8 protein-coding genes are annotated in these 13,643 nt (G+C 48.4%); all 8 read left to right on the top strand.

Features of this window, described 5'->3' with window-relative positions; translation table 11 throughout:
• Window positions 1–1,621: 1,621 nt before the first annotated feature.
• Complete coding sequence (locus tag dnm_RS08045; RefSeq protein ID WP_207682159.1) at window positions 1,622–3,775, top strand: ATP-grasp domain-containing protein; 2,154 nt, start codon at window positions 1,622–1,624, stop codon at window positions 3,773–3,775.
• 187 nt (window positions 3,776–3,962) lie between these two features.
• A complete protein-coding gene (gene ggt, locus dnm_RS08040) occupies window positions 3,963–5,576 on the top strand; it encodes a gamma-glutamyltransferase (protein ID WP_207682158.1) in 1,614 nt (537 codons plus the stop codon).
• Window positions 5,573–6,262: an N-formylglutamate amidohydrolase gene (locus dnm_RS08035; RefSeq protein ID WP_207682157.1), complete on the top strand. Its 690-nt coding sequence runs from the start codon at window positions 5,573–5,575 to the stop codon at window positions 6,260–6,262. The genes ggt and dnm_RS08035 overlap by 4 nt, the downstream gene beginning before the upstream one ends.
• A gap of 1,267 nt (window positions 6,263–7,529) precedes the next feature.
• Window positions 7,530–7,976, top strand: coding sequence for an ACT domain-containing protein (locus dnm_RS08030; RefSeq protein WP_207682156.1), 447 nt, complete (start codon window positions 7,530–7,532; stop codon window positions 7,974–7,976).
• Window positions 7,977–7,997: 21 nt separating this feature from the next.
• Entirely contained in the window at window positions 7,998–8,945 is a 948-nt protein-coding gene (locus tag dnm_RS08025) for a ketopantoate reductase family protein (RefSeq protein ID WP_207682155.1), read from the top strand.
• A gap of 80 nt (window positions 8,946–9,025) precedes the next feature.
• A complete protein-coding gene (locus dnm_RS08020; protein WP_207682154.1) occupies window positions 9,026–9,799 on the top strand; it encodes an acyl-CoA dehydratase activase in 774 nt (257 codons plus the stop codon).
• Between the two features lie 201 nt (window positions 9,800–10,000).
• Entirely contained in the window at window positions 10,001–11,248 is a 1,248-nt protein-coding gene (locus dnm_RS08015) for a 2-hydroxyacyl-CoA dehydratase subunit D (protein WP_207682153.1), read from the top strand.
• A 122-nt stretch (window positions 11,249–11,370) separates the two neighbouring features.
• Window positions 11,371–13,449, top strand: coding sequence for an acetate--CoA ligase family protein (locus tag dnm_RS08010; RefSeq protein WP_207682152.1), 2,079 nt, complete (start codon window positions 11,371–11,373; stop codon window positions 13,447–13,449).
• Window positions 13,450–13,643 lie beyond the last annotated feature (194 nt).

Raw genomic sequence — 13,643 nt, 5'->3', positions numbered from 1 at the left:
TCTCAGTCGTCCCTCCGGGACTTAAAAAAGGGGGGAATTCGCTTCCCGGCAATGAATTACAGGGCTATTCTCAGTCGTCCCTCCGGGACTTAAAAAAGGGGAATTCGCTTCCCGGCAATGAATTACCGGGCTATTCTCAGTCGTCCCTCCGGGACTTAAAAAAGGGGAATTCGCTTCCCGGCAATGAATTGCAGGGCTATTCTCAGTCGTCCCTCCGGGACTTAAAAAAGGGGGGAATTCGCTTCCCGGCAATGAATTGCAGGGCTATTCTCAGTCGTCCCTCCGGGACTTAAAAAAGAGGAGAAATCCGGCTCCCGGCAATGAATTGCAGGGCTATTCTCAGTCGTCCCTCCGGGACTTAAAAAAGAGGAGAAATCCGGCTCCCGGCAATGAATTACCGGGCTATTCTCAGTCGTCCCTCCGGGACTTAAAAAAGGGGAATTCGCTTCCCGGCAATGAATTACCGGGCTATTCTCAGTCGTCCCTCCGGGACTTAAAAAAGGGGGGAATTCGCCTCCCGGCAATGAATTACCGGGCTATTCTCAGTCGTCCCTCCGGGACTTAAAAAAGGGGGGAATTCGCCTCCCGGCAATGAATTACCGGGCTATTCTCAGTCGTCCCTCCGGGACTTAAAAAAGGGGGGAATTCGCTTCCCGGCAATGAATTGCAGGGCTATTCTCAGTCGTCCCTCCGGGACTTAAAAAAGGGGGGAATTCGCTTCCCGGCAATGAATTGCAGGGCTATTCTCAGTCGTCCCTCCGGGACTTAAAAAAGGGGGGAATTCGCTTCCCGGCAATAAATTACCGGGCTATTCTCAGTCGTCCCTCCGGGACTTAAAAAAAAGGAGAAATCCGGCTCCCGGCAATGAATTGCAGGGCTATTTTCGGTCGTCCCTCCGGGACTTAAAAAAAGGGGGGAATTCGCTTCCCGGCAATGAATTGCAGGGCTATTCTCAGTCGTCCCTCCGGGACTTAAAAAAGGGGGGAATTCGCTTCCCGGCAATAAATTACCGGGCTATTCTCAGTCGTCCCTCCGGGACTTAAAAAAAAGGAGAAATCCGGCTCCCGGCAATGAATTGCAGGGCTATTTTCGGTCGTCCCTCCGGGACTTAAAAAAAGGATTCGCTTCGCCAACCGAAATCGCCGCAAGCATGAGAATTCCGAGTTCTGTTTTGATCAGAAAACAGGAACTCTGAGTACCGTTTTTTTATTTCTTCTGTGAATATCATTCCAGGGAACGGTTATAAGCTTACGAAAATCTCCGGCCCCACCTCGCGAAAAGGGAGGACGAGCTTAATAAATGCTTGCCGGCAGTTTTGTTCTGGAATGATTTTTGCATATAATTGCGTTGCGGTCTATTTATATAATCCAGTAGATGGAAAGTATCAGCCCCCCCTTTTTTTTGAAAGGGGCCTGGGAGATGTGAGTGCTTGAGAGGACATCACCCCCGGCCTCCTCTTCAAAGGGGGAGTTTTCATCTGCTGATAATATTAAATTGTTCTGTCACAGATGTTACCGCCTCAATATTTATATTTCAAAATCACTGCATTGCAAAGACTCCCTTGCATTCAACCGGCACTTATGCTAAGAAACCGAAATAATATGATGAGATGAAAGATATCATGAAAGTAGCAGTCATTTACAACCGTGAGAGCCAGAGCGTCATTAACCTGTTTGGCCTTCCCAACAGGGAAAAATATGGTAAAAAGTCCATCAGAAGAATCGTTAACGGCCTCAAAAAATATGGGCATCAGGTGAAAGCCTTTGAGGGCGACAAAGACCTCATTGAAAACCTTGAAAAGTTCATGCCCCGGGTTCTGAAAGGTGAACGTCCGGGCATGGCATTTAATCTGTCTTACGGGATTCAGGGGCAGGCCCGTTATACCCATGTGCCGGGGATCCTGGAGATGATCGGCATTCCCTATGTGGGATCAGGCCCCCTCGCACATTCGCTCGCGCTGGACAAGGTGGTGGCAAAAATGATTTTTGTTCAGAACAACCTGCCAACCCCGAGTTTTGCCGTGATCAATCCGCCGGAGCTGAAATATCCCGGGCTTCCATATCCGCTTATTGTAAAACCCAGAAATGAAGCGGTTTCCATGGGCATACGCGTTGTCTATAATCAGGAAGAGCTTATGGATGCCGTACAGGCGATTTTTGATCTGTTTCAACAGGGGGCGCTCGTGGAGCAGTACATCGAGGGCCGGGAAATTAACGTGGGGATTATCGGAAACAATCCTCCGGAGGCCCTGTCGCCATGTGAGATCGTGATCAGAGGAGAGGGGCCGAACATCTATACCATTGAGGATAAGAAGGGAAACTCGGGCCGTGAGATTGACTGGATATGTCCGGCTCCCATTGGCGAGGAACTGACGCAAAAAGCCCGGGAGATCGCTATCGGTGCTTTTACCGCCCTGGGTTGCAACGATTGTGCGCGGGTGGACATGCGCCTTGACAGGGACGGCAATCTCCATATCCTTGAGATCAACAGCCTTCCCAGTCTCGGAGAACACGGGTCTTATACTATCGCGGCAAAGAACGCGGGACTTGATTTTCCGGCCCTTATCAATCGGCTGGCTGAGGAGGCCAGTGCCCGATACTTTGGCACGCCCACGCCTCCGGAAATCAGGCAGGGAGAGAACAATGCCGAACAAAAGGTGTTTCAATACATCACCCAGCGAAGAGACCTGATTGAAAAGCAGATCAAAGAATGGTGCGCATTATCCAGCCGCACATCTGATCCGGTAGGCAATGCCATGGTAATTAAAAAACTGGATTCAGCACTGCAAGAGTTAAAAATGAGGCCAATAAACCGACTCACCGACACGCGCTCGGTGTGTGCCTGGGAGACGCGTGCCGGAATGGACGGAGGAACACTCATTGTGGGGCATCTGGATGTGCCATTTGATCAGAATATTCACATCCAGTCTTTTCGGCGCGACCCCGAGTGGCTCTATGGCGAAGGGATCGCCATGTCCCGGTCTCCCCTGGTCATGATGCTGTTCGCATTACGCGCATTGCGCCATATTCGTCGTCTGGCCAAACTGCCCCTTGGTGTGCTTTACTATTTTGACGAGGGGCATGACTGCTGTTACAGTGCTAATCTTATCCGGTCTGCCGCATCAGGAGCAAAACGCGTACTGGTGCTTCGGCCTGGAAGTCCTCCGTCCAACATACGAACTCAGCGAAGAGGCCGGCGGAAATATCATCTGATTGTTGAGGGATCGCCTCAGAGAATCGGTGTTCGGCAAAAAACACCCGATGCAGTCAGTTGGTGTATTGACAAGCTGGAGAAGATGATCAGCCTTTCCTCACGCAAAGACCGCCTGGCACTGGCAGTGGTGGACATGAAAACAGAATCCTTTCTGTCCTCTCCGGCACATCGCGTGGCAGTTACATTTGTGATCAGCTATCTGGACCCGAAACTTGCCGATCTCTGCGAAGAAAATGTTCATGCTGTCCTTGCCCATAAAGGAGTCCGATGGTCTCTCAAAAAAATCTCAGAGCGCCCGCCCATGAAGAAAACAAAAGGAAACGACCAGTTGGCAAAAACATTGGACAAAGTGGCCCGAAAATGGGATATTCCTTTGACCGTGGAATCATCGGTTGTGCCCTCGGCCGCGGGTCTGATTCCGGTTAAGGTGCCTGTTATTTGCGGGCTTGGCCCTGTGGCAAGGGATCGTTACACACCGCAGGAAGCAATAAGCCGCATCAGTCTGATTCAGCGGACGCTTCTTCTCACAGAGTTTCTGGCGGAGGAATTGGAGAATCAGTAATCTCGTCAGTCGCAAGTTGTCAGTTGTCAGTCGTAATTTTTTAAAAGTATTCTGATAACTATCTGAAATCACAAATTACTTTCACTCGATAGTCATTTTTTTTCTGTCATTCCTGCGAAAGCAGGAATGACAAGCTTTTTGTTCGAATCAGGTCAGAAAACTTGATCATCGAGTTTCATCTAAAATTATGACAAGAAAAAAAGTTTATACTGATACTGATTTTATTGAGCCGGAGCCATCTGTGGTGCCGGAACCTCAGCGGATTGCCGCATCAGCAGACGGGATGATTGCAACTGCCCATTTTCGGGCAACAGAAATCGGTGCCCAAATTTTGCAACAGGGCGGAAACGCCATTGATGCAGCGGTTGCTGCCGCATTTGCCCTGGGAGTCTGCGAGCCTCAGGCTTCGGGACTGGGGGGCCAGACCATGATGCTCATTCATGTTGAGAGCGAAGGAAGAAGCGTGGCGTTTGACGGTTCTTCACGCGCTCCCAACAGAGCATTAAAAGAACTCTATGCGGAGAAAAAGCCGCGGCTGTTCGGGCATACTGCCTCCACCGTACCGAGCACACCGGCAACATTGGGATATGCTTTGGAACGCTTTGGCACATTAACGCTTGCTCAGATATTAGAGCCGGTGATTGCCTTGGCAGAGGAGGGATATCAGATTACCAAACTTCAGCAAAGGCTTCAGCGCCGGGAGCGCAAAGCCCTTAAAAAGCGGAGCGGCGGGGCTTTTTTTCTGAAAAACGGCGAACGGCCCTTTCCGGTGGGCAGTGTCTTTCAGCAGCCTGTACTCGCCAGAACCTTACAACACCTTGCTGATAAGGGTATTGAAGATTTTTACCTCGGAGAAATCGCTGATATCATCCATCGGGATATGGAAAAGAATCACGGGCTGATCCAAAGGGATGATCTGGCAAAAATACCTTATCCCATTGAGCGCGAGCCGCTTTCATGCCATTTCAGATCCCTGGAAGTTTTCACAATGCCGCCGCCAGGTGCTGGCCAGTCCCTGATCGAGATGTTCAATATTTTACGTAAATTCCCAAAAGAAAAAAGAAATCTTGATACCCCGCGGGGAGCGCTTCTTTTCGCCGAGATCATGCGAAGAGCGCAGTTGGATCGGCGGGACCGTCCCTTTGACCCTAATTTTTATCCCCAGGTTCAGGATCGCAGGATGCTCAACAATGATTATGCCAGGCTGGTGGCTGAACAGATCCGTAAAAGGACAGAGGCAGGCGGTGAGACAACGCACCTCTCTGTCATGGACAAGGCTGGCAACGTTGTTTCTCTCACCCAGTCTGTTGAGCGTGTTTACGGTGCAAAAGTGCTGTGTCCTGAACTCGGTTTCCTGTACAATAATTATATGAGTGCTTTTGAATACGAAGATATTTCACATCCGTATTATCTCAGGCCCAATGCTGTTCCCTGGGCAAGCGTGGCACCGACGATCATATTCCGAAAAAAGAAGCCATGGCTGGCAATCGGGTCACCGGGCAGCGAACGAATCGTTTCCACTATTGTCCAGGTGGTGGTACGGCTGGCAAAACAGTCTCCCTTTGATGCGGTGGCTGCGCCGCGGATACATTGCTCGTTTGACGGCAAGGTTTCTCTTGAGGCCGCTTATTTCCGTGACGACATCCCCCCGCTTCTTAAAAAACACGGGTTTACCATAGATATCCGTGAGCCTTTGTCTTTTTATCTCGGGTGTGTTCAGATGGTGCTCAGGGAGGAAGACTCGTTTATCGGTGTGGCTGATCCCCGAAGAGACGGAGCCGCGGGAGGACCCGCAACATGAGACTCCCGTTTCTTCTGAGCGTTCCTCATGCCGGTCTGAACGTACCTCCGGAAGTAGCAGACATAATCATTCTGAGCCAGGATGACATTATCAGAGACGGAGACGAAGGGGCCGCGGAGATTTACCTTCCCATGAAAGAGCAGGTTGACGCGCTGGTTACCACCGAGATCGCCCGGGCCGTTATTGATATGAACCGGGCCGAGGATGACCGCAGAAAGGACGGGGTCGTCAAAACGCACACATGCTGGGATGTTCCCATATACCGGGAGCCGCTTTCGGACAGGCTGGCGGAGCAGTTGCTGGAACGATATCATCGCCCATATCATCAACGCCTTGATAAATATACAGGGAGCGTAATGGTTGGTATTGACTGTCATACCATGGCCGCTTCGGGACCGCCCGGTAGTCCGGATCCGGGAAAAATTCGTCCTTCAGTATGTCTCAGTAACGGACACGGCACATGCCCGGACTCGTGGCTGATTTCCCTGGCTCACATAATTGAAAAAGAACTTGGGGCAAAGGCAGAGATTAACACGCCTTTTAAAGGGGGCTATATCATACGGCACCACTCAGAAAAAATTCCATGGTTTCAGATCGAAGTGTCAAGGGAGCCGTTTATGAGTAATACGGAAAAATTTGAAAGCATACTGGAATCATTAAAAAAATGGTTTGAACACGGTATCTGATAATCATTTGAAAATGATACGGCACTCGAGACAATTTTTTCAGACGATCCAGACATCACCTGGGGTGATGAAAATGTCACAAACCGGGCTGACAATTGCGATCCCATTTTTATTCCGCAAATTTTTTATGACTTAAAAATCAGGCAGTTAAAAAATGAGGGGAACAAAAACGGGATCAGCTTTTTCAGAGCCTTGGAAACATTTTCATCACCCCAGACATCACCTATAGCAACTTTTATGCCAATTGCCATTTCTTATTTCCTGATTATAAAGGATGTTGGGGAGGCCGGTTCAGTCCTGGGGTGATGAAAATGTCACAAACCGGGCTGACAATTGCGATCCCATTTTTATTCCGCAAATTTTTTATGACTTAAAAATCAGGCAGTTAAAAAGTGAGGGGAACAAAAACGGGATCAGCTTTTTCAGAGCCTTGGAAACATTTTCATCACCCCAGTTCAGTCCCCTGAGTTTGTCGAAGGGGGGCGGCTTCGACAGGTTGAGCGAACTGGTCCCAGCCCAAGCGTCAAGCCCGGCCTGCCCGGGTTATAATCCTTCGACAGGTTCAGCGAACGGTCGCGGTTGCCGAAGGGGGATTTCCGTGTATTCTGTGTTTTCCCGGAGCCTCCCCTAACTCCGTTATAATCAGAAATTCCTTCTCATGTTCAATGATACCTAACAGTTATGAAACTCGCTCTGCAAATTTTTTTGAAATTATAATCAGGTGGTTAGAGATTGAATTTATTTCATATGGCTGTTCTGTGACAAATAAAGGGCTGCGAGGTTTTCAAACCTTTTCAGATATTTTATACACCAAAATCGATTTGGTCAGGTAGCAGGCGACTGAGCTGTTGGTGTACGCGATCCCACCCGGGGAGCGCGGAACAAGACGAAAAGAGATAAAATAATACTTAGTTATTAAGCCAACAATGTTGCCTCACGGGGACAGGGGACAAAACCTTACTCACCAAAACCTTTAATCGCCCATAAAAATTATTGACAAGCTTTTTTTTTTTAGTTACATCATAGCTACACTATAACTTTATGCTATACGGGCTATATGTCACATTATAGTTATATCATCGTTCAGTCCTTCTCTGTTAACGGAAGCAGGTAAGCGCGAGCAGATTCGTGTAACGCACTTTGATCATGGCAGGGTGAGGGAAGTGAAGTGTAACTCACCTTTTGTTGAGCCAGGTAATCCCCAAAAACATTTTCTTAAAAAGTTCAGACAGAAACATTAATCACAACGAAAAAAACGGAGGTTCTCATGAAGAAGCTAAAACAAATTTCCGTATCCATTGAGAATTCACCGGGCCGTTTATATGAAGTGACTCAGGCCCTTGGTGAAGCGGGAATTAATCTCAGAGCCCTGAATCTGGTTGACACTGGTTTGTTCGGACAACTACGGCTTCTTGTCTCAGATGTGGCTGGTGCCCGGCGTATTATGATGGAAAAGCAGATGCCCGCCCGTGTGGATGATGTGATTGCCGTTGAAATCGAAGATAAGCCCGGATGTCTCGCAAAAGTACTCAAGCCGCTTACAGATGCCAAAGTAAATGTGCTTTATTCGTATGCTTTTGTAGGATTTTCAGGGGGAAACGCTGTCATGATTTTTCGTTTCAGCGACAATGACAAGGCAGTTGAAATCTTACAAAACAGCGGTATTAGTATATTGGATGCCAAAGCCTTTGGAATTCTTGAAAACGGAAGCTAATTAGGAAGGGAGGGTGTTTAGATGAAAGAAAAAACAGGATTTAATCCCCAGTCATTCGCGGTGATAGGTGCAGGCCCTGTGGGTTGCATTGTGGCAGCTTTCCTCGCAAAAGGCGGATATGATGTGACCCTTTGCGATGTGATTCCCGAACTGATCGAACCCGCGACAACCCCCGGAATCATTCTCGAAGGTGCGGAAAATCTCCAACAGGCTGTCACCCGCACATGCACCAATGTGGATGATCTGGCAGCCAATCCTCCTGATGTGATCATCATCACAGTAAAAGCAACAGCAACACCGCTGATTGCCTCAGCCATTGAAAGCTTTTACAAAGAGGGCATGTATGTGGTGAGCTGGCAAAACGGCATTGACACGGAACTGGATATTGCCAAGATCCTGGGGAAAAAGCCTGTGATGCGGGCAGTCGTGAATTACGGATGCGGCCTTGTGAATCCCGGTCATGTCCGCATACCGTTCCATCATCCCCCCCACTATATCCAGGAACTCGACCCGGAATCAGCACCTGCCACCGAGGCAATTGCAGAAGCATTTACCAAAAGCGGCCTTGCCACCAGTCGTACAGACCAAATTGTTTCCATGGTCTGGCGAAAATCTGTCATGAACGCGTCTACAAATCCCGTATGTGCGGTGACAGACATGACACTGGGAGAAGCCCTCACCGACCCGTTTGTTTCTCAGGCTGTCAGAGGTCTGGTCAAGGAATGTATAAAAGTCGCCAGAGGCAATGAGATATCTCTGGGATGGGATTATTATCCTTATTGTATGGAATATATGATGGGCGGCGGCGCTCACAAGCCTTCCATGGCCTCGGATTTTGCCATGAAACGCAGAACCGAGATTGATTATCTGAGTGGAAAAATCATTGAATATGGGGAACAGGCCGGCATTGAGACCCCGTGCAACACCGCGATCAGAGCTTATGTGAAAGCTTTGGAAGCGAAATTCTAATCAGAAACCGAATTTTGCAAGGAACTGAGTTTTCCGCAAAGACTCAGTTTTTTGCAGCATAAGACTATCAGGAACAACGAATGACATCACAACCGATTTTTGCAGGTATTGATGTGGGAGCGTCGAGAACAAAAGTGGCGATTCTCGACGCTGAGAAAAACTTGATTGGTCACGCGGTGGAGAAGTCCGGAACAGATTTCTCTGCCACGGCAAAAGCCTGTCTTAAAATATCTCTTGAAATGGCAAAGGCTGAGGAAAAGGATATTATCAGAGCGATATCAACCGGATATGGCAGAAAAAATGTCTCCTTTATCACCCAGGAAACCAAAACGGAAATCAGTTGTCATGGAAAGGGATGCTACTCCTATTTTCCCAAAGCCATCACCATCATTGATATCGGAGGCCAGGATAATAAGATCATCAAACTGGATGAGGAGGGAAATCGCTCCGGTTTTAAGATGAATCGAAAATGTGCGGCCGGGACAGGCGCGTTTCTGGAAGAGATGGCCCCGCGTCTTGATATTCCCCTTGAGGAAATGAATGCTTTGGCCGGACAGTCCGAAGATATGGTCAGACTGGGAAGCTTCTGCACGGTGTTCTCAGCCACAGAAGTTTTGGAAAACATAAGAAACGGCAAAAAAGTCCCGGATATTGTAAAAGGTCTTTTCTTTTCAGTCATCCAAAGAGTTCTGGAGATGGATTCGCTGAGTGAGAATGTGGTCATGACAGGAGGTGTGGTGGCTCACAATCCGTTGCTGGTGAAGATGACCGAGGAGATCATTGAGAGAAACATATTGGTTCCTGAATATCCTCAGCTTACCGGGGCCATTGGCGCGGCAATTTACGCGATGTAGCTGTTCCGCAGTATTTTAGTTTTTTTATGTGCGTCATGAAAGACTAAAATAAGGGGGGCCATATATTTTTTGCTGAATCAAATTCATTTTATTTATATACACCAATTAAGTTCTCTTTCTTTTTTTGATTAAATATGCGAATTGGGGGCTGAATTAAATTAACCCTTAATTCGCATTAAAATATATAATGGAGGAAACACTATGGCCGAAGAAAAAAAACCTGTAAGAAAAAAAATAAAAGCCACTGGCGAAATGCAGCGGATCATGGCTGACTATTTTTATGAAATGGATGATGCTGCAAAAACAGGTAAAAAAAAGATAGCCTGGTGTACAAGCGTAGGACCCGCGGAACTGCTGAGGGCCATGGGACTCCTGGTTCATTTTCCTGAAAATCACGGCGCGATGCTGGGGGCCACCCGCATGTCCACGGATTATATACCGGTTGCCAATGCCGCGGGATATTCTCCTGACATCTGTTCATATCTTACCGCGGATGTGGGCGCGTATATGAAAGGCGTGACACCGCTGTCAAAAGCGTATAAAGGCATTGAAAGTGTGCCAAAGCCTGACGTTCTGGTTTATAACACAAATCAGTGCCGGGATGTGCAGGACTGGTTCATGTGGTATGCAAAAGAGTTCAATGTCCCGTGTATCGGTATCCACACCCACAGAGGCGTGGGAGATGTCAAAGAGAGTCATATCACATCTGTTGCCAAACAGATGGAGGCGCTGGTCGAGCCGTTGGAGGAAATTTCAGGCACCAAATTTGACATGGATGCGCTCAGGCATACTGTGTCGCTTTCCCGTGAATGTTCTGATCTGTGGAAAGAAGTGCTGGACACGGCTTCCGCAGTTCCGTCTCCGCTGACATTTTTTGACGGAACCATACACATGGGCCCTGCGGTGGTGCTGAGAGGCACACAGCAGCCTGTTGACTACTACAAGTTGTTACTTGCGGAATTGCAGGAAAGGATCAAAAACAAGGACGGTGCGGTGGAGGATGAGCGTTTCAGACTCTATTGGGACGGTATGCCGGTCTGGGGCAGACTCAGCAACCACTCCAAGCTGTTTTCCGAACTCAGGACAAATGTCCTTGCATCCACTTACTGCAACAGTTGGATATTCACTGCGTTTGACGCGGACGACCCTTTTAACAGCATGGCAAAGGCATACACCGAGCTGTTTATTGTTCGCTCGGACGAGGCCAAGGAAAAATACATAAAGAACATGATGGACTTCTTCAAGGTGGACGGCATCATCTATCACGACGCCAAAACCTGTCCCAACAACTCCAATTGCCGCTACGGCATGCCCCAGCGTCTTGAAAAGGTAACCGGTCTTCCCAGTCTGACCATTAACGGCGATCTCAATGATATGCGGCTCGTGTCCGACGAACAGACCAAAACCAATGTCGAGGCATTCATCGAACAACTGGAGGAAAAAAAATAATGTGATTTGGTGATTGGTGATTGGTGATTGGTGACTGGTGATTTGAAAATATCAAATTTCGAATCACAAATTCCAAATCACAAATCACAAATTCCAAATCATTAACCACAGGAGAACATATCATGTTAGACTCATTATTCAGGCCAAAATCAGTGGCGGTCATCGGCGCATCCACCAGGGAACTCCATATTGGAAATCGGGTCATTAAGAATCTTTTGGATTTTGGGTTTAAAGGGCCGATCTATCCCATCAATCCCAAGGCGGATGAGATTCGGGGGATTAAGGCATACAAGTCTATTATGGATGTCCCGGAGGAGGATGGGGTTGATGTGGTTCACATGGTTATCCCTGCCAAACTTGTTCCTCTGGCTTTTGAAGACTGCGGGAAAAAAGGCGTAAAGAATATTATCATTAATTCGGGCGGATTTTCAGAAATCGGTCCTGCTGGCGAAGCCATCCAAAATGATTTTATGGAACGGGCTAAGAAGTATGGTATCCGGGTGTTGGGTCCCAACTGCCAGGGAATTATTAATTCTGACCCTGATATCAGGGCGTATTGTAATTTTACTTTTACAAAACCGGACCCGGGCCATATTTCCATCACCGCTTTGAGCGGCGGCGTGGCCGAGGTGATCCATCAGGCTTTTGCCCAGATGGGAATTGGCACACGGATATACGCGTCCAATGGAAACGCGTGTGATATTACCATCCCGGAGATTGTGAGATATCTCGGCAATGATGACGGGACCCGGACCATCATATTATATGTGGAGGGTCTCAGGGATGCCGCGACTTTCATGGAAGTCGCCACGGAAGTTGCTGCGAAAAAACCGGTGCTTGCCATGAAAGCGGGCCGTACCGAACTCGGTGCGAAAGCTGCTTCTTCTCATACTGGCGGTCTGGCAAAGGCAGACATTGCCACAGAACTGATCTTCAAAAAGGCCGGTATTCTCGGATTCAGAGATGAGGCCGAACTCTGTCAGGCAGCCGTGGCATTTGCTTCTCAGCCTATCCCGAAAGGGAACAGGGTCGGCATTATCACAAACACAGGCGGTCCTGCGGTCATTGCCACAGATGTGTTCGGAGATAACGGGCTGGAAATACCGCCTCTCAGTGAGAAAGCAATCAGCACGCTCAGGAAAAAAGTATTTCCCGAAGCTTCGGTCAGCAATCCCACGGACCTCCTCGCGACAGGGCTTGCGGAACATTACCGGGCCGCAATGGACATGATGATGGAAGAGGAACAGATTGACAGCATTTTCATCAATTTTGTCACGCCGTTCTTTGTGGATACGGAAAGTATTGCCAAAGAAATCGCCGAGGTGAACAAGCAGAAAAGAAAGCCCATTATCTGCAACCTGATGACAGATCCGAACCAGTGGGGAGGGGTTGTGGAAATACTCAAGGAAGCTGAGGTTCCGTGTTATAATTTTCCGGGAGAAGCGGCAAGGGCATTGTCCGCGCTGGTTAAATATAATGAGATTCGTTCCCGGGAAATTGGCGAGCCCACATGTTTCAATGATGTGGATAAGGCCAAAGCAGCAGGCATTATTGAGAAGGCCAAAGCGCGTGAAATTCTCACAGCGGCCGAGGTTTATGAAATTCTGGAGGCGTACCGTATTCCTGTCGCAGGATGGGGAATGGCTGCTAATGCCGAGGATGCTGAAAAGGTTGCCGGAGATATCGGCTATCCCGTGGTGATCAAAGCGGACTCGGAAACCATCGTGCATAAAAGCGACATGGGCGGCGTTGCAGTGAATCTGGAGGATGGTCTTGCTGTGCGGGCCGCGGTGGAGGACATGGAGCGGAAGCTGAAGGCTGATGACCTGAAATTCTTCATCCAGAAATACATGCCGGGCGGAAAAGAGATCATTATCGGAGCAAAAGCTGAGGAAGGGCTTGGGCATCTGATCATGTTCGGACTCGGGGGGATCTATGTGGAAGTGCTGAAGGATGTGGTCTTCAATCTTACGCCTGTCACGAAGTTTGAGGCCGAAGAGATGCTCTCCTCCATCAAAACCGCAGCGTTATTGGAAGGAGTGAGAGGAGAAAAGGGTGTTGATCGGGCCAGGCTTGTTGAAATCATTCAGCGGCTTTCCCAGCTAGTCACGGATCTGCCTGCGATTCAGGAAATGGATCTTAATCCTGTGATCGCCTATGAAGACAAAGTCTTTGCAGTGGATGCCAGGATAGCAATATAAAATAATTTGCGGGTTGCGGGTCTGTAAAAAAGTGTCAGTGTCTCAGCATCCGCAATTCGCAATTTAAGTACCTGAGCAAAAGTTTTTTATACAGCTTTTTTTCTGTGAGCGGCAGAGAAACCCGGGTTTTTCCTTTATCGGAGAAGCATCATTCCGGAAAAAAAAGCCGGGTTTCTTCCCCTGGCAGATATTAA

This window comes from Desulfonema magnum (assembly GCF_017377395.1).
GTDB lineage: Bacteria > Desulfobacterota > Desulfobacteria > Desulfobacterales > 4be13 > Desulfonema_C > Desulfonema_C magnum.
Note: the sequence above shows the minus strand (reverse complement) of the source record. Positions and strands in the feature narration are given on the sequence as shown.

Bases quoted from the DNA above. Each gene is read 5' to 3' on its own strand.
- dnm_RS08025 (WP_207682155.1), top strand. From the start codon at position 7,998: ATGAAAGAAAAAACAGGATTTAATCCCCAGTCATTCGCGGTGATAGGT.
- dnm_RS08045 (WP_207682159.1), top strand. From the start codon at position 1,622: ATGAAAGTAGCAGTCATTTACAACCGTGAGAGCCAGAGCGTCATTAAC.
- dnm_RS08035 (WP_207682157.1), top strand. From the start codon at position 5,573: ATGAGACTCCCGTTTCTTCTGAGCGTTCCTCATGCCGGTCTGAACGTA.
- dnm_RS08010 (WP_207682152.1), top strand. From the start codon at position 11,371: ATGTTAGACTCATTATTCAGGCCAAAATCAGTGGCGGTCATCGGCGCA.
- dnm_RS08015 (WP_207682153.1), top strand. From the start codon at position 10,001: ATGGCCGAAGAAAAAAAACCTGTAAGAAAAAAAATAAAAGCCACTGGC.
- dnm_RS08020 (WP_207682154.1), top strand. From the start codon at position 9,026: ATGACATCACAACCGATTTTTGCAGGTATTGATGTGGGAGCGTCGAGA.
- dnm_RS08030 (WP_207682156.1), top strand. From the start codon at position 7,530: ATGAAGAAGCTAAAACAAATTTCCGTATCCATTGAGAATTCACCGGGC.
- ggt (WP_207682158.1), top strand. From the start codon at position 3,963: ATGACAAGAAAAAAAGTTTATACTGATACTGATTTTATTGAGCCGGAG.